Origin of the sequence: Caballeronia sp. GAWG2-1 (assembly GCF_023631405.1) — a bacterium.
GTDB lineage: Bacteria > Pseudomonadota > Gammaproteobacteria > Burkholderiales > Burkholderiaceae > Caballeronia.
In genome coordinates, this window is sequence record NZ_JALQDD010000044.1 from 44,383 (window position 1) to 61,631 (window position 17,249).

Genomic DNA, 17,249 nt, shown 5'->3' on the forward strand with positions numbered 1-17,249 from the left:
ATGGGGCGCTGGAATGGCCCAAGCAAGGCCCGCGTACGCGCGCCGGCAACGCCGGCAGGCGAGATGCCGCTCATCATCGAGCCGCAACTTGCCACGCTAATGGAACGCCACCCTGCGAGCGGCGACTGGTCCTACGAAATCAAATTCGACGGCTATCGCATGCTCGCTCGCGTCGAGAGTGGCGCTGCAACGCTGATTACTCGCAACGGGCACGATTGGACGAGCCGCATGCCGCGCTTGCAGAAGGCGCTCGCATCGATTGAGGTGGACAACCTGTGGCTCGATGCCGAGGCGGTTGTGCTGGACGCGTCAGGGAAGCCCGATTTCAATGCGTTGCAGAACGCCTTCGATCGTCGTAGCACCACCGATATTGTGCTATTTGTTTTCGATCTGCTCTGGCTCAATGGTGTTGACCTGCGTGAGCAGCCGCTGCGTCAGCGCCGCAAGCTGCTTCTCCAGCTGTTGGACGCAGTCGGGAGCCCGCTCATCCGCTTTTCCGATGACTTCGCCGACGACCCCGCGTCGCTGGTTGCGTCCGCATGCAAGATGCAACTCGAGGGCATCATCGGCAAGCGCGGCGATGCGCCCTACCGCTCTGGCCGATCACCGGACTGGATCAAACTCAAGTGCAAGTCTCGCCAAGAATTTGTGATTGGCGGGTTCTCACGCGTCAATGGGGCGAAGTCGGGCGTACGCTCGTTGCTCCTCGGCGTGTACGAAGAAGACGGATCGCTGCGCTTTGCGGGCAACGTTGCGCCTCACTTCACGCCGTCACGCGCGGCTGCCTTTGCCAAGCGCGCTGAAACGCTTCGGCAGACGAAATCAGCGTTCCACAATGCACCGGTGTCAGAGCGCGATCGAGACTTTCACTGGTTGGCGCCCGACATCGTTGCCGAAGTCTCGTTTCTGGAGTGGACGCCCTCCGGCGAGATCCGGCATCCTGTGTTTCAGGCACTCCGGGAAGACAAGCCGGCGAGCGCAGTGACGCAGGAAAAGGCAGGCACCACAGTGGACGATCCCGCAGTCGAAAGCGTTGGCGCGCCACGCGAACGTACTGGCCCGCGCGGGACCGTGTTTGTTCGCGACATCAGGATCAGCAATCCACAACGCGTGATGGACAAGGTATCCGGTTTAACCAAGCTGGAAATCGTCCGTTACTATGATGCGATCGCGCAGTGGGCGCTGCCTTACCTTCATTGCAGACCACTGGCATTGGTACGCGCGCCCGACGGCATCGCGGGCGAGCAGTTCTTTCAGAAGCACAGCGAGCGCGCCCGCATTCCCGGCATCGAAGAACTGCCCGCCAGTGTCTATCCCAACCATGCACGACTGCTTGCCGCCAATACCCCTCAGGCACTGGTTGGTCTCGCACAAATGAGCGTGGTCGAAATTCATTCGTGGAATGGTGTCGCGCCGGATCTTACGCATCCGGACCGCGTGATCTTCGACCTTGACCCCGACCCGGTGCTGCCCTGGTCCGCGATGCTCGAGGCGGCCACATTGGTCAAGGTGGTGCTCGATGAGATCGGACTTCGTTCCTTCGTCAAGACAAGCGGCGGCAAGGGTTTCCATATCGTCGTGCCGCTGACCCGTCGACAGGGATGGGAGGAAGTTAAAGCGTTCTCGCAAGCTGTCGCCCAACACATGACCCAGGTTGTACCGGACCGCTTCTCGGCCGTGCTCGGTCCCAAAAACCGCGTTGGAAAAATCTTTATCGATTATCTTCGCAACGGACGCAGTGCGAGCACCGTGGCAGCGTTCTCAGTTCGCGCCCGTCCGGGCCTGGCCGTGTCGATGCCCATCGCATGGGACGAACTCGAGGAAGTAAAGAGCGGCGATCAATGGAGCATGCTGGAGGCCGTCAAGAGGCAACGCTCTCTGGACCGCGACCCGTGGGACGGCTACTGGCGCACGCGGCAAGGCATTACACTCGCAATGCGCCGGGCCGTCGGCATGAAGTAGCCGTGAAGGCTTAAGTCCGCGATTGCGAAACCGATTCTGTACCCGAGCCCGTACCCTTGCGTGCCTCATGCTGATGAGCGTGGGTCGCGCCATACTTCAATTCGAAATGTGCGCCCTTGCCGCTTCGCGTCGGCGGGAAATGTTCACCTTTTACACAGGTGACCTCGAACGTGTCCTTTCCATCATCGTGAACGACCGAGTAAATACCCGACACCTTCACGATCTGTCCAGGTTTATTAGCTGTATCGCCTGCCATCATGTCCTCCTGGTTGACGTGGATAATGACCAAGTAAAGCAACCGCTGTGCCCCGCGTTCGTACGGCGCGCGCACCGCGCGACGTACGTCATTGACCTTGAAGTTCGTCAGCTTGCCTTCCCAGTCAATGTTTCTGGCTTGTTTGAGGCTAGCCGATAACTTCAGTTTCGGGTTCATCGGGTCCATTGCGGTCATCGGGTTCACCTTTACGAGGCGGTGGTTTGAGTCCCGCGAGTACACGCTGTCGCAGGGCCTGCTCGTTCAGCAGCAAGCGAATCTTTTCGAGGGCGACCAGTTGCCCCAAATTTTCTTCAACCCACACCTTGTGCAGGCAGTCGAAGTAATCGCCGATCTGCTGCATGACCTCCCGCGCCTGTGCGATCTCGAGCAACATGCGCTCGACGTCCGCGTTGCCGCGATACTTGCGCCAGAACGTTCGGCCTTCTCTGATGCCGACAGCCTCGAAGCGAGGGAGCTTGCGAGCCATTTAGAGTGGTGACCTGGAGCACTCCAGACCCACTGTGCAAGCATCGCCCGCGTGCAATTCGCAAACCACGCCTTCAGTGTGAGCGATGCTCGCGACTGCAAACTGCAAAGCCAGCAAGCGCTTCGATCGCGTTCTTCGGTGTTTCTCTAGTTCGTCCATGTGTCCTCCCAGGATGTCTATCGCGACATGCTAGTCAGGACCGGGACGATCAGCGTCTTTTTGAATAAATCGCTGCGTATTAGCGGCGTCGGCTTGGAGCTGCGCAGCGCACGCCCGCCTAAGCAGCGAGCCGGTGTTCGTAATAGGGCCGGTCGCGATCGTCGAGGATCGCATAGAGCGCGGCCAAATTGGAGGCGTCTGGATTCAACCATGCCTCGACGTTGTCGGGCTTGATTGGGACAATACAGCGGTCGTGGCCAGCGGCCTGCACTTCCGGCGGCGGTTCGTCTGTGATGGCCGCGAAGGAGAGCAGGTCCGGCTCCCCCGGTGCGCTCCATTTCGACCACAGGCAAGCGACATACATCAGCTGCTTGTTGTTCGGGCGAAACTCGAGGACCATATTTTCGTCCCGTTGATGAGTCTCCAGCAGCGTCCCTTCCATCTTTGCCTTGCTGACGTTCTCGTAGAAAACATCAACCAGCATGAGTCCATGCGTGTGACCGAAGCACGGCTTCCAGAATCCTTCGAGATTGTCGCGCCGTGCATTGTAGGTGCCGGGGTACTTGACGTCGTAGTTGGCCGGCTTGCCTGCGATTCGGCACTGGTAGCGCATCGGCTTGATGACGTACTCGCCGTTCTCGCTAACTAGGACCGGTGCAAACGTGCCCGGGAAAATCCGTGCGTCGCGCGGCCTAAACTCGGTTCGGTTCAGGTCCTCCAGGCGTCGCAACGAGGCTTCGATCTTGTCAGTCGCGATCCGCTTGCTTTCGGTAGCGGCTTTGGTAGTTTTCGTTTGCAGCGTGCGCTCAGCATCCGCAAGACGCGTGCGCTGCCTGAAAAGCTCCTGCTCGATCTTTGAGGTCCGCTCGACATTGAACCGATCGATGAATTCTTTGATCTGGCGTTCGTCGTCGCTTTGTGGTTCGTGAAATGCGTCCTCCATCGCCTTCGGAATCTTAGCCTTGCTGCCTTCGGCGCGCTCCCAGAACAGGCGCGCAAACTCACGAATGTCCATCTGCGCGCCGAACATCTTGACGTATTTCCGGTAGTCCGCCTGAATCTGGGCCGAGTAGCACACTGTTGTCTCCCTGGGTATTGACCTTAAGTCCGATCGTAAAAAGGGGGCGCTAGCTCGCCGTGCCGGTGGCGTCACGGCACAGCCGCATCATCTTCTGCACCACTGTGCTTGCGTGATTCAGGCCCATGCCATCCGTGAACAGTGTCTGCACGTCCGCCTGGCGCACGGCAATGCCCGCTCCCTTCAGATCGCGTCGCGCAATTTTGAGGGCCAGTTGGCCTATGCGGATGCGCGCGAGCCAGTCCATCGTGACGAGATTGCGCTTAAGCCAGATGCGGCAGCTCTCCACCACGTGATCGACGCGCCATTCGTGCGTCAAAGCGTAAGACGCGGCTACGGTCGCCACCAGAAAGCAGAGCAAATCCGCACGTGCGCCAGTCAGTTCGTCGATGTCAGGTTTCATCATGTCGATCCTGCTTTTCCTCCGTATTTCCACCATAGTACCGATCCGCCGACCTCGGTTGCAGATGCGGACGCGCTGCGGGTCGCCCCTCGACAGTAATGGCGATCGCGCACGCTGCCGTCGGCTTCCCAGCGATTGAAAACATCAAGAGGCTTCGTTCGAACAAACACCCGTTCTCCTGCGCAAAAACGTCGGCTGGGCCGCTTTTTACGCGCGAAACGCTTCGTGCATGGTCGCGGCGTCGAATGCGCGACGTAGCCTGGTCACGACTCCGGCGATCCGCCGTGAAGTATCTGGGATAAGCATATTGATCAGCTTTTTTCGGTTCCAGCTAAAAGGGCGCAATTCACTGCTTCATTTTTGCGCTAAGATACCACTGTACATCCATACAGTGTTTCTGAACCTTCTTTGCCATGGCCGCTCTGCTTAAGCACATTGAAGCGATCCATCCCGCGATCTGGCGTGGGTCGCAACTCGCGCGGGCCTACGGCAAGACGATCGACACCGGCTACGCGGCTTTGTCGGCGGAATTACCTGGCGGGGGCTGGCCCATTGGCTCCTTAGTCGAATTGCTCGTCCAGCAGCCGGGAATCGGCGAAATGCGCTTGCTTACTCCCGCGCTGATTGCCGCGAGCCAACGACCGGTCGCGCTGCTGCAAGCCCCGCACGTGCCGAACAGCCTCGCCTTCGCCTACTTGGGGGTGCCGCTGAACAAGCTCACGATGCTGCGCGCGCCGAAGACCGCGGATGCGCTCTGGTGCGCCGAGCGCGTACTGAACGCACGAAGTTGTGGCGCCCTGCTCTTCTGGCAGCAGCACATTCGATCTGAGGCGTTGCGGCGATTGCATCTGGCGGCACAAGCAACCGAAACGCTCCTGATTCTGGTTCGACCGCTCGCCGCCGCCCAAGATTCGTCACCCGCGACGTTACGACTGGGAGTGCGGCCCGCCGACGGCGGCATCTTTGTCGACATCATCAAGCGACGAGGACCCACCCGAACCGAGTCACTCTCCATCCACCTTCAACCGTCTCCGATCTTGCTCAGCCCCCATGGCCGTATTCGTCGCCATCTTCCTGCCCCGGCTCTCGCTGGAGGTATTCCGTCCGAGGTGGTCGCCTCCGACTGAACACGGATGTGTGGTGTTGGAACGCGACAAGGTCATTGTGCTGGACCAGGCAGCACAAGACGCGGGGGTGAGAGTGGGGATGAAACGAGGAGGTGTCACGACACTCGCGGCCGATGCGCTGATGGTTGACCGCGACCCGACGCGTGAACACGATGTACAACGTGAAGTCGCCTTTGCCTTGCTTCGCTTCTCGCCGCAGGTCGCCATGCGCGAGGAAGAAACCCTCATTGTCGATGTCACCGCCAGTCTTCGGCTTTTCGGCGGCATTCGACAGGTGTGCCGGCAGATCAACGAGACGGTCAGGACGATCGGCGTCACCGCCCGCATGAGCGTGGCGCCGACCGGCCAGGGCGCGTGGCTGCTCGCCAAGCGCGGGCGCAGACGCGTACTCAAGATGAGTTCGCTCGAACGCCACCTTGGCGTGCTGCCTTTCGTGGTGGTGCCGGAGATTCGGTCGTTCAGCGACTGGTTCAATGGTCTCGGTTGCCGAGTGCTCGACGATATTCGACGCCTGCCGCGTGCAGGGCTTAAAAAGAGGTGTGGCGTGGACTTATTGGAGTCGCTTGACCGCGCCTATGGCCTGTCGCCTGAACTCTACGAGTGGCTTGAGTTGCCACCCGCTTTCAGCGCGCGCACCGAACTGCCCGATCGGGTCGAGCATGCCGAGGCCGTTCTCTTTTCCGCGCGCCGTCTGATCGTCCAACTGTGCGGCTGGCTGAGCGCGCAGCAACTCGCGCTCACGCAGGCCACGATCACGCTGGAACACGAGCGCGGTCGCCAGGCCATTGAGCCCACGCAGATCGACATTGCGCTTGCCGAACCCACCTGGCACGAGGAACACCTGGTCCGCCTGCTCAGAGAGCGACTTGGACGGATCGAGCTCGAAGCAGCCGTCATTGCCGTGCGGCTGACGGCATCCCGAGTCCAGCCGGCCGAGCCGCCGAGCGATTCGCTGTTTCCCGACCCGGGCGGTTCGACGGAAGATCACAACCGGCTGCTCGAATTGCTGGTGGCGCGCTTGGGGCCTGAGAATGTCCTGCGGCCTGCGCCCACCTCAGACCACCGGCCTGAACACGCCAATCAGTGGATACCGGTCCAGGACACCGCCCAAGCGTGTCCGCCCCCGGCCGAACTTCCGCGCCCCACCTGGCTACTCAACGAGCCGGTGCGGCTCATGATCAAAAACCACCGACCGTTCTACGGCTCGCCGCTCAAACTCGTTTCCGCTGGCGAGCGCATTGAAGCGGGCTGGCACGACGGCGAACTCGTGACGCGCGACTACTACGTCGCGGAAGCCACCGACAAGAGCTGTTACTGGATCTACCGCGAGCGACCGAGCGTGAAGACTGAGGAAGTCCGCTGGTTTCTTCACGGACTGTTCGGGTAAGTGGTGTTGTCGTGGATCTGTTTTCGTCGACCCTACCCGACTACGCGGAGCTATTCGCGTTCACGAACTTTTCGTTTCTGCACGGCGCATCGCACGGCGAAGAGCTGGTGTTGCGCGCGTCGCAACTGGGATACTCAGGCCTTGCGATTACCGACGAGTGTTCGCTCGCCGGCGTGGTGCGCGCGCATGTGCAGGCAAAGGAAGACAAGCTGCCTCTCGTCATCGGCTCGTATTTTCGGCTCGTGCATGCCGACAAAAGCCCCGCGTTCGGCCTCATTCTCCTCGCGCAGAATCGCAACGGCTACGGCAACCTGTCCGAGCTGATCACGCTCGGCCGCATGCGGGCGGCAAAGGGAAATTATCTGCTCACGCCGCACGATCTCTCCAAACCTGAAAAAGAACACGCTCATTTACGTGGCATGCCAGACTGCCTGGCTATCCTCGTGCCGGATTTCCCGGCGAAGGAAGAAGCGCTCTCGGCACAAGTCGAGTGGCTCAACAATACCTTTCCGGCCCGCGCGTGGGTCGGGTTGATCTTGCACCAGCGTGCGATGGATGACATCCATCGCGGCAGCGTCGAGTACGTCGCCGACCGGCACAGCGTACCGGTTGTCGCGCTGGGTAATGTCGTGATGCATGTGCGCTCGCGCAAGCCCTTGCAAGACACAATGACCGCAATCCGTATCGGCAAGCCCGTGGCGGAATGCGGCTACGATCTCGCACCGAACGCGGAGCAGCACCTGCGTTCACGGCTACGTCTGTCGAATCTGTATCCGGCTCACGCGCTCGCTCAAACGCTCAACATCTTCGAGCGTTGCACATTCTCGCTGGATGAGTTGCGCTACGAGTATCCGGATGAACTGGTGCCGGAAGGGTTCACGCATGAAGCATATCTGCGACAGGAAACCTACATTGGCGCGCACAGGCGCTTTCCGGCCGGTATTCCGCACGAGGTTCAGCAACAAATCGAACATGAACTGCAGCTCGTTCGCGAGATGCGCTACGAGGCGTACTTTCTCACGGTCTACGACATCGTGCGATTTGCGCGTAGTCAGCACATCCTGTGTCAGGGGCGTGGCTCGGCGGCCAACAGCGCCGTATGCTATTGCCTTGGCGTGACGGAAGTCGATCCGTCTCGCGGCAACATGCTCTTCGAGCGATTCCTTAGTAAGGAACGCGGCGAGCCACCGGATATCGATGTCGACTTCGAGCATCAGCGACGGGAAGAAGTCATCCAATACATCTATCGGAAGTATGGGCGAGATCGGGCGGCAATCGCGGCGGCCGTTTCAACCTACCGACCGCGTGGCGCACTGCGCGAGACCGGCAAGGCGCTGGGCGTTGACCCGCAAATCGTCGACAAGGTCGCTAAGAGCCACCAGTGGTTCGATCATTCGCAGGATCTTTTGCGTCGCTTCGAGGAATCCGGCCTTGATCCAGAAAATCCGCTGATCCGGATGTGGGCGACGCTCGCGGCACAGATCCTGAACTTTCCGCGGCACCTTTCTCAGCACTCGGGAGGTTTTGTCATCAGCCGCGGCAAACTTACGCGCCTTGTGCCTGTCGAGAACGCCGCGATGGCCGATCGCAGCGCAATTCAATGGGACAAGGACGATCTCGAGGCACTCGGGCTGCTCAAGATCGATGTGCTGGCGCTTGGCATGTTGTCGGCCATCCGTCGCACGCTCGACATTGTCTCCGAGCAGCGTGGTGAGCGGTTCGAAATGCAGGACATCCCGCCCGAGGATCCGGCCACCTACGAGATGATCTCGCAGGCCGACACAGTCGGCGTGTTTCAAATCGAATCTCGCGCGCAGATGAGCATGCTGCCGCGCATGCAACCGCGTACGTTCTACGATCTGGTGATCGAAGTGGCGATCGTGCGCCCTGGTCCAATTCAGGGCGGCGCCGTGCACCCATATCTGCGGCGGCGTCAGAAGCTCGAGCCGGTGACCTATCCGAGTGAAGCACTGGAGACGGCACTGGGTCGAACGTTGGGTGTGCCGATCTTCCAGGAGCAGGTCATGCAAGTCGCGATCCTGGCTGCCGGCTTCACACCGGGCGAAGCCGACCAGCTACGTCGTGCGATGGCTGCGTGGAAGCGCAAAGGCGGTCTGGAGCAATACTACGATCGCATCGTCAACGGCATGAAGGAACGAGGCTACGACCTTGCCTTCGCCGAGCGCATCTTCGAGCAGATCAAAGGGTTCGGTGAGTACGGCTTTCCGGAGAGTCACGCGGCGAGTTTTGCGTTGCTCGTGTATGCGAGCAGTTGGCTCAAATGCCATGAGCCGGCGGCCTTCCTCGCCGCTATGCTCAACTCGCAACCGATGGGCTTTTATTCGCCATCGCAACTCGTACAGGACGCACGGCGCCACGGCGTCGATATAGTGCCCATCGATGTCACGATCAGCGGCTGGGATTCGGTGCTGGAGCCACACCCAGGTCGCCGGAAGCCTGCTGTGCGCCTAGGGCTATCGTTGCTTAAGGGCATGCGTGATGGGGCGGCGGAGCGCATCGAGAACGCGCGAGCGGTGAGCCCTTTCGGGAGCGTGAGCGACCTGGCGCGACGAGCCCAGCTGGATCGTCATGATCTTCAGGTACTGGCCGTCGCGAACGCGCTTCAGTCGTTAGCGGGCAATCGGCGCGAGGCACTGTGGCAATCGGTTGCAGCCGTACCCGATCGTGACATCCTCGCCGACGGCCGGATTGATGACGAGACGCCAGCGTTGGGTGCGCCATCTGAAGCTGAAGATATCGTGAGCGACTACAACGCCTCCGGCTTGACACTCGGTCGCCACCCCCTTTCGCTACTTCGACCTATGCTGCTTGAGCAACGGCTGATGCCGGCTTCGACCTTGCGAGCCTATCGAAACGGGCGTCTGGCGCGTGGCTGCGGCCTCGTCACTGTCCGGCAAAGACCGGGGACGGCTAAGGGCGTAATGTTCGTCACCCTCGAGGACGAAACGGGGAACGTCAATGTGATCATCTGGCCGTCATTGCAGGAAAAGCAACGAAGGGAAGCGCTCGGAGCGTCCTTGCTCGCCGTGTACGGGACCTGGCAGTGCGAGGGAGAAGTTCGACACCTGGTTGCCCATCGACTGGTGGACTTGTCCCACTTGCTTGGGGGACTCACGTCCGTCAGCCGCAACTTCTGCTGACTGATGCAGGGCTTCCGAACAGGCCACCGCTATGATCTTGCATCCGATGAAGCTTTCTTGGGTTTGGAAGATCGCTTAGGTTTTGCGTCCGACTCATTTGCGATCTTCGACGCCTTCGTGACCACTTCTTTCGCAGGCTTGGCTGGCGGCTCTTCGTGTTTTGTGCCTTGCTTTACTTTCGCGCCAGTGGCTGATGCGGGAATTTCCGTCGTCCGGACTGGCTCCGCGTCCGCATGTGCACGGCCACCTTGCAAGTCGTGATCGGGTTGCGCGGCCGCCCTTCCCTTCGATGTGCTCGCACCTTTCTTCGCTTGCAAGACCCGCTTCGTATCGGCCGCATCAACGAGAACGTCCGGTAAAGTGGGGGACGAAGCGACACGACTCTCGTTCTGCAACTGAGCAATCGCTTCGTCCCAATAGAGATCATCATGTCCGTGCTGCCGACCGTCTGCCTCCCAAAGATAATAGGCACGCAGGCGGATTGCGTCTTCTCGCAACGGGTTGTTCGACTTGAGTTGCATCTTCACTCCGAGACAAGGCAATGATTGACCTTAACAGGTCGTCGCATCTTGCTCAACAAACCTTTTTTAAGCCGAGAAGCGAGCTCCCCACTGAATCTCCGACAGACGTTAAGAATAACCGCTCTTACTGCAATAGCTGCTCACCGTGTGGAAACCGCTGACTTACAAATCGTGTCTCCGGCTTGGATTCGGGATGTAACAGCTATGAACATTACGGTCTATATGCTTCAGGCCAATGTCGAGGCCCTAGGAGCTCTTGTGAGCGCACTAGAGTTGAGTGATGACTAGGTCGACTAGTCGACCATGACAGTCGCTTCGCGACCGAGGCTGTGCGAAAACGTGTTGATTGCCTATAGTTAGTCAACACGTCTTTCGGTGGTGGCCCATGAAGCGATTTATTGAAAGCGCGGCGCGAGATCAAGTCGCACTGCTACCCGAGTGTCTCGACGACTACGTCGATGCTGATAACGCAGTACGAGTGGTAGACGTCTTTGTTGATGAGCTTGATCTAGTAGGTCTTGGGTTTGAGCGAGCCACGCCCTCTTTGGTGGGCAGACCAGCATATCATCCATCGACCTTGCTCAAGATTTACATCTACGGGTACTTGAATCGAATTCAATCGAGTCGCCGCCTCGAGCGGGAAGCACGAAGGAATCTCGAATTGATCTGGCTGACAGGCCGACTGGTGCCTGACTTCAAGACCATCGCTGACTTTCGTAAGGACAACGGCGTTGCGATCCGCAAAGTGTGCCGCGAGTTCGTGTTGCTTTGCCGCCGGTTGAAGTTATTCGCAGACGCTACCGTTGCTATCGACGGCAGCAAATTTAAGGCGGTCAACAACCGTGACAATAATTTCACTGATCGCAAGCTTCAGGCTCGCATGGAGCAACTTGAACAAAGCGTTGCTCGCTATATGGATGAACTGGACCGGGCCGATCGAGAGCCGGCGAGCCTGCCGGATGAACGGATCCCTCATTTGAAAGAGAAGATCCAAAGTCTCAAAGCGCAAGTGCAGAAGCTCGGCGAAATTGAGGCGCTAATGCGCGCAGCGCCCGATGGCCAAATCTCGCTAACGGATCCGGACGCTCGCTCGATGGCAACCAGTGGGCGCGGGACGGGAATGGTCGGCTACAACGTACAGACCGCTGTAGACCTCAAGAGTCACATGATCGTTGCACATGATGTCGTCAACGTTGGACATGACCGAACGCAGTTGGCGAGAATGGCGGAAATGGCGCGGGACGCTATCGGGAAAAAGAAGTTGACGGTGCTTGCCGATCGCGGCTACTACAAGAGCGATGGAATTCTTCGCTGCGAGAAGCAAGGAATCAGGACACTCGTCCCCAAACCGCTGACATCGAACAGCAAGGCAGACGGTCGTTTCGATAAGCGGGATTTCGTTTACATTGAGGCTGACGATGAGTACCGCTGCCCGGCAGGCGAAAGAGCTATTTGGCACTTCAAGACGGTCGAGGCGGGACTGACGATTCACAAATACTGGCCGTCAGCATGTCCAAGTTGCAAGCTCAAGTCGCAATGCACTCCGAGTCCATATCGAAGGATAGCGAGATGGGAACATGAGAAGGTACTCGAGGACATGCAGCGTCGCCTCGATAAGAGTCCACACGCTGCAAGACTACGACGACAGACGGTCGAGCACCCGTTCGGGACGCTCAAGTTCTGGATGGGCTCGGCGCACTTCTTGACGAAAACGCTTCCTCGGGTGAGAACCGAGATGAGCCTTCACATCTTGGCGTACAACGTGAAGCGAGCAATCAGTATTCTGGGTACGTCGTCGCTGATCGAAGCGATAAGAACATAAGAACAAGCGGCGAGTCGCCTTGATCGCAAGCGAGGCGAATTTTCTTTTGTGACCGCACTTATTCGATCGTCCGTCGATTGATCGGGTACATCCGTGTGCTCGCCAAGGTGCTTCTCTTGTTTTCGCACAACCTCGACCCACAGCAGCCGGTCGTTCAATTGCGAACCTAAGGGCTGGTAGCGGAGCGGACCGGTCATCCAGACCACCGTGTAGAGACAACAGTTGAGCGCGGCCTCCGACTAGCGCCAAGTCGGAAATTCGAGTGACCCACGCGCAGATGTATCGTGAAACAGCCGGTAATGCTTTAAGTCGAGCGGCGTCTTCAAGCGTCGCTACCCCTTTGACAGCCTTGGACGGGAGACTGGAAACACTCATTGCGTCGCAAAAATGTCGACACAATCTCTGGCCAACTTGCGCCGCCGTATTGAATACCCACATCGATACGCTCGGCTGTGAATTCGACAAAATGCCCTTGGGAATTGATGCGCAGTCGTAACAAGGATGTCGAAGCTAGAACCCGTCCACCCGCTGCAGCAGCTAGTCCGCAAAGTCTGGCGTCTCATAATTGAGGTGACACGCAACAGCGTCGAGGGCGCGCAGCACAAGTAGATTGGTGGCGGCTCACATGCCTATCGGTGGCCGTGTATGAACCTAGTCGCGCGTCTATGTTGAGGGGCGTTAGGCTCCAGCGGCTCAAACTCCGTGTGATCGGCGAATAGTAGCCAGCGTCGATCAAGAGAACGGTTGGCCTCGTGATGTAGTCTTCTAAATTGGCAATTTGATGCATGCCATATGGATGCGAATAAGTAGCGTTTCCGTAACCAACATTTATTAGGAACGCATTTTGGACGATCGATAGCGCTCGCTGCTACCTAGAAAGATTGCGGAACGAAGCTGGCACAATTCCGCCTGCAGCAGAGATGTTCACGTCGCTGATAAAATCGGGGCCAAACCGTGCAGCGCTGGGCTGGAAACGACGTAAGCTTCTTCCGAAAGCGCTGTTCACTTATATTGCATAGACCAAAGCGAACTATGAACGCCACGACGAAATGGCCCGTGCTGTCACATGGTTGTGAAGGTTGGCAGGGTGAGCTTTCTGCGCGCATTGCTGAATTTGATTGGACGAACACTGCGCTCGGTCCTATTAAAGATTGGTCAAATAGTCTTCGGTCAGCCGTGCGTTTCGTGCTGGCGTCCCCTCTGCCACTCGTGATGCTGTGGGGCGAGCCCGGAACCATGATATATAACGATGCCTACTCTGTTTTTGCTGGTGGCCGGCATCCGTTTTTGCTTGGCAAACCAGTCGAGGAAGGCTGGCCTGAGGTTGCCGATTTTAATCGCAACGTCGTCGACACTTGCCTGAAGGGCGGCACGCTTTCATACAAAGACAAACAGCTGACGCTGCACCGGCGTGGCGTGCCAGAAGAGGTTTGGATGGACCTGCATTACAGCCCAGTGGCAGAGGACAACGGTGCTCCGGCGGGCGTTATTTGTATCGTGTTCGAAACCACCGGGAAAGTCCTCGCTGAACGCGAACGGAAGCTCGCTGAGGATAAGTTGCTTCGGCTGACGCAGACGCTCGAAGAGAGAGTCGCTGATGCGGTGTCTGCTCGCGTGCAGGCCGAAGAGAAATTCCGTCAAGTGCAGAAGCTTGAGGCAATTGGAAACCTCACTGGCGGAATCGCCCACGACTTCAACAATGTGTTGCAGATTATCTCGGCAAATGTGCAGTTGTTGAATCGGACGCTCGACGGCGACAGTAAAGTAGCGTCGCGCTTAGAAGTAATCACCAATGCTGTGAATCGTGGCGCAAAGCTCGCGACGCAAATGCTTGCTTTCGCTCGGAGACAACCGCTTGCTCCGCGAGTCGTCAATCCATCGAAGCTCGTCGAAGTGATGCTGGAGTTGACCGCGCACGCGCTTCCTGAGTCGATTGAAGTCACAACGTCCGTTGATTTGCCAGTGCGCAACATCTACGTAGACAGGAACCAGCTTGAGAACGCCTTACTTAACCTAGTAATCAACTCGCGTGACGCCATCCGAGACGTCGGAAAAATTGTTCTTCAGGTCAGTAACGAAGATGGCGAACGTGCGCTTACGTCTGGGCCGCCCTTGCCGAAGGGTATGTTCGTCAAGCTCTCCGTCTCAGACAACGGCTGCGGCATGTCAGACACGATTCGCACCCGCATATTCGAACCTTTCTTTTCAACGAAGCCCGAGGGCCAGGGCACGGGGCTAGGGCTAAGCATGGTATTTGGGTTTGTCTCACAAAGCGCTGGATTCATCGATGTCGAGAGTACGGTGGGCAAAGGAACGACCGTGTCGCTATATTTCCCGGCGACCGACGCCCCAGAAGAGGACGTGGCTGTGATTGCAAGTCCTCACGCTCGCGGTGGAGAGACCATTCTGGTTGTAGAGGACGACCCGGATGTCCGTCTGGCCGCGATAGACATGCTCGCGCAGCTTGGCTACAAAGTGCTTTCAGCCCATGACGGTGACTCAGCATTGGCCGTACTCCAGCGAAGCTCGCGTATTGACGTTCTGTTCACCGACGTCGTCATGCCCGGCACAATACGAAGCAGCGAGCTGGCGCAACTAGCCAGTCAGCCCCCACACCGCGCCGCCGTCGTCTATGCATCAGGTTACACGCGTGACATTATTTTTCATGAGGGGCGCTTGGACGAGGGCGTCACGTTGCTTAGCAAACCCTATAGCGCAGATGAGCTAGCTCGGACAATTCGCCAGGCTCTTGATTTACGCTCGCCTCTTGCCCGGTAACCGTCGCCCCTTCCTTTTAGATAACATCTCGCTTCGCACATGCCCGCAGGCAACATATACTGCAGTCGGGTGCAGAGCTGTTCTGTGGGTAAAAGTAAACTTGCTGCGCTCAAATGTTGAGATGCCGAATTGCGTCAGCGCACCACCCGCCGCACATGCAGCTCACTTAACATAAGACTTCGAAGGTTAAGAAAGCATACCTTATGTTTCAGCGCTGAACTACAGCTCGTCGCTGGACCTCGCGCACAGTGTCCGTCACGAGCAGAGCAACGCGCGTGCTTGTGGTCGATGACAACAGCAATGCGGCCGATGCACTCGCCGCCTACCTCGCGTCAGACCAGCAGAAGGTCATCGCGATGTACGGCGGCGCTGCTGCTATCGCTGCAACATGCGTATGGAAGCCGGACGTGGTGCTGCTGGACATCTCAATGCCTCACCTAGACGGATTCGCAGTGGCGAAGGTCATCAGAAGTTCCCATCAAACGTCCTCTGCGATCGTTATTGCCTTGACCGCGCTTGATGAAGCATTCGTCAAGAAGAACTCAAAGGATTTCGATTTCGACGCATATTGTCAGAAAGGCCTGTTCCTTGACTCCTTAACTTCACTTCTCTTAGGCCTGCGCGGCATCTCCGAGAACGAAGACCAGCAACAGCCCGTACGCCTTGTTCCGGTGCAAACAAGATAAGTGACGGTCGACGTTGATGCACCGACTGCAGTGCCTTCTTCCTGCCGCTGCTCCGCAGCGAAGGCTTCGATCCGGCTCCAGAGTACCGAAGGTAAAAGCAGCAAATATTGACGTACGCCCTACGGTCAATAAGAATTACCAAGACCGGACGCTCGGAACCTCAACGTTTCCTAAAATCCTTAGGCGTTAGGAGAATCGAGTTGTCGCTGCAAGTTAAACATTTTCGTTCGGCGACGGCAAAGATGCGTGCGCGACCATCTTGGAAACATTGCAAAATGCGTTGTTCGGCAGCTGCGGGCTCGAGCCAGAAGAACTGTTGCAAGGCTTCGATCGTCATGACGCACGCAATAGAACGTTTGTTCTTCACCACCGAGAATTCGACTCCGCGCTTGGTCAGGCGAAGTGAAGGTTGATTGATTGGAAGTTCCATTGCTTGTTAAGTCAATCGGCTGGCGTTAGAGCTCGGGGTTCGTAAGATCACCCTCGACAATGCGGTGCCCGATCTGCTGGGCAGCCGAGGTCGCCTCGTCCTTGCTTGCGTAGGGGCCAATCGGCAAAGCGCCGTCAAACGGGAACAGCAGTTTTGCATCTGTTTTGCGGACCACCTTCAATGTCCCGTAAAAGCCACTTGCTCGGGTGCCACGATAGGATGCGTAGATGGCGAAATCGCACTCTGACAAACCAGGCGTCGGTGGCATTGGTTTTGTCGGATAAAGAACTAACTTTGGTCGTTTTCCAGTGGACATATCAACGTCTCCGGACTCAAACTCTGCGGCACCTAGAAACGCACGTTTTATTTCCATAGCAGCGCTTAAACGGGACAGAATTTACAATATTCACCGTCCCGTCTTGATTTCGATCGTCGTGTAGTAGAGTTTGTGGCTCCATCGGAAGACCAGGGAGACCGACTAACCGAAGCGCCGGCGTGCGCTGTCGTTTCAGATGGAGACTTGCTAATACGAGTAACTATGTATTGTCATCACCCGCTATGAAAGTGCGAGTCGCGAACCGCTGAATGAGGGCATCAACGTCATCGGGCGCGACGACATTGAACTCGACATTACCGATGGTCAAGCGTACAGTTCGTCCGGCGCGACCTTGCAGCCACGCACATGCAGCTCGTCCCAATACCGGTCCGATCGGTTGAGCCAAGGGGACGACGAATTCTCCTGTGAACCCGCTGTCGATCGCAGCACCGGCCACTGTCAATGCGATAGCATTCATTCGGATTCCAGCAGCGCGAATCAAGCTAAAAAAACGCTTCAGCTCAACCTGATAGTCAAAGCCGCAAATTTCGTCATCCGTGAGCGAGCGGATTAAGCTTAAGCGAAGCGTAGCGGCGTGCTCCATTGAATTCTCCAAAATACGAGGCGGTGTAATTAGTCGTCCAGCCAGCTTTTGCTTCGGTACGTACGAACAGGC

Annotated in this window: 15 protein-coding genes; 7 read left to right on the plus strand and 8 right to left on the minus strand. The window is 57.8% G+C overall.

Features of this window, described 5'->3' with window-relative positions:
- Positions 1 to 1,962, plus strand: a complete 1,962-nt coding sequence (gene ligD / locus NCR98_RS31205) for a DNA ligase D (protein WP_250528284.1) — start codon at positions 1 to 3, stop codon at positions 1,960 to 1,962.
- Between the two features lie 10 nt (positions 1,963 to 1,972).
- Here the strand turns inward: ligD and NCR98_RS31210 are convergent, their stop codons facing one another.
- From NCR98_RS31210 to NCR98_RS31225, 4 genes are all read right to left on the minus strand, one after another.
- Positions 1,973 to 2,218 carry a hypothetical protein gene (locus NCR98_RS31210; RefSeq protein ID WP_250528315.1) on the minus strand — a complete coding sequence of 82 codons (246 nt, stop codon included), beginning with the start codon at positions 2,216 to 2,218 and terminating at the stop codon, positions 1,973 to 1,975.
- Positions 2,219 to 2,366: 148 nt separating this feature from the next.
- A complete protein-coding gene (locus tag NCR98_RS31215; RefSeq protein ID WP_250528285.1) occupies positions 2,367 to 2,705 on the minus strand; it encodes a hypothetical protein in 339 nt (112 codons plus the stop codon).
- Positions 2,706 to 2,982: 277 nt separating this feature from the next.
- On the minus strand, positions 2,983 to 3,942 hold the full coding sequence (locus NCR98_RS31220; RefSeq protein ID WP_250528286.1) for an SOS response-associated peptidase family protein: 960 nt from the start codon (positions 3,940 to 3,942) through the stop codon (positions 2,983 to 2,985).
- Positions 3,943 to 3,991: 49 nt separating this feature from the next.
- Positions 3,992 to 4,348 carry a hypothetical protein gene (locus tag NCR98_RS31225; RefSeq protein ID WP_250528287.1) on the minus strand — a complete coding sequence of 119 codons (357 nt, stop codon included), beginning with the start codon at positions 4,346 to 4,348 and terminating at the stop codon, positions 3,992 to 3,994.
- A gap of 410 nt (positions 4,349 to 4,758) precedes the next feature.
- On the opposite strand from NCR98_RS31225, the gene imuA reads away from it, so the two are divergent.
- From imuA to NCR98_RS31240, 3 genes are read left to right on the plus strand one after another with little or no spacing between them, the layout of a single operon-like run.
- Positions 4,759 to 5,472, plus strand: a complete 714-nt coding sequence (imuA, locus tag NCR98_RS31230) for a translesion DNA synthesis-associated protein ImuA (RefSeq protein ID WP_250528288.1) — start codon at positions 4,759 to 4,761, stop codon at positions 5,470 to 5,472.
- On the plus strand, positions 5,396 to 6,859 hold the full coding sequence (locus NCR98_RS31235; protein WP_250528289.1) for a Y-family DNA polymerase: 1,464 nt from the start codon (positions 5,396 to 5,398) through the stop codon (positions 6,857 to 6,859). Before imuA ends, NCR98_RS31235 begins: the two co-directional genes overlap by 77 nt.
- An 11-nt stretch (positions 6,860 to 6,870) precedes the next feature.
- The gene (locus NCR98_RS31240; protein ID WP_250528290.1) at positions 6,871 to 10,020 is read left to right on the plus strand and encodes an error-prone DNA polymerase; all 3,150 of its coding nucleotides are present in this window, start codon (positions 6,871 to 6,873) and stop codon (positions 10,018 to 10,020) included.
- A 29-nt stretch (positions 10,021 to 10,049) separates the two neighbouring features.
- On the opposite strand, the gene NCR98_RS31245 is transcribed toward NCR98_RS31240, so the two are convergent.
- Positions 10,050 to 10,541 (minus strand): DUF2934 domain-containing protein, encoded by a 492-nt coding sequence (locus NCR98_RS31245; RefSeq protein WP_250528291.1) that lies wholly within the window; start codon positions 10,539 to 10,541, stop codon positions 10,050 to 10,052.
- A 385-nt stretch (positions 10,542 to 10,926) separates the two neighbouring features.
- Between NCR98_RS31245 and NCR98_RS31250 the strand changes: the two genes are divergently transcribed.
- The 3 genes from NCR98_RS31250 (at position 10,927) to NCR98_RS31260 (ending at position 15,827) form a co-directional block, all read left to right on the plus strand.
- Positions 10,927 to 12,363, plus strand: a complete 1,437-nt coding sequence (locus NCR98_RS31250) for an IS1182 family transposase (RefSeq protein WP_250528292.1) — start codon at positions 10,927 to 10,929, stop codon at positions 12,361 to 12,363.
- A 1,032-nt stretch (positions 12,364 to 13,395) separates the two neighbouring features.
- Positions 13,396 to 15,141, plus strand: coding sequence for an ATP-binding protein (locus tag NCR98_RS31255; RefSeq protein ID WP_250528293.1), 1,746 nt, complete (start codon positions 13,396 to 13,398; stop codon positions 15,139 to 15,141).
- Positions 15,142 to 15,422: 281 nt separating this feature from the next.
- Positions 15,423 to 15,827, plus strand: coding sequence for a response regulator (locus NCR98_RS31260; protein WP_250528294.1), 405 nt, complete (start codon positions 15,423 to 15,425; stop codon positions 15,825 to 15,827).
- A 160-nt stretch (positions 15,828 to 15,987) separates the two neighbouring features.
- Here NCR98_RS31260 and NCR98_RS31265 read toward each other — a convergent pair whose 3' ends face one another.
- The 3 genes from NCR98_RS31265 to NCR98_RS31275 form a co-directional block, all read right to left on the minus strand.
- Positions 15,988 to 16,257 carry a DUF1488 family protein gene (locus NCR98_RS31265; protein ID WP_250528295.1) on the minus strand — a complete coding sequence of 90 codons (270 nt, stop codon included), beginning with the start codon at positions 16,255 to 16,257 and terminating at the stop codon, positions 15,988 to 15,990.
- A 25-nt stretch (positions 16,258 to 16,282) separates the two neighbouring features.
- Positions 16,283 to 16,573: a DUF6723 family protein gene (locus NCR98_RS31270; RefSeq protein WP_250528296.1), complete on the minus strand. Its 291-nt coding sequence runs from the start codon at positions 16,571 to 16,573 to the stop codon at positions 16,283 to 16,285.
- A 220-nt stretch (positions 16,574 to 16,793) separates the two neighbouring features.
- On the minus strand, positions 16,794 to 17,177 hold the full coding sequence (locus tag NCR98_RS31275) for a hypothetical protein (RefSeq protein ID WP_250528297.1): 384 nt from the start codon (positions 17,175 to 17,177) through the stop codon (positions 16,794 to 16,796).
- Positions 17,178 to 17,249: the final 72 nt, after the last annotated feature.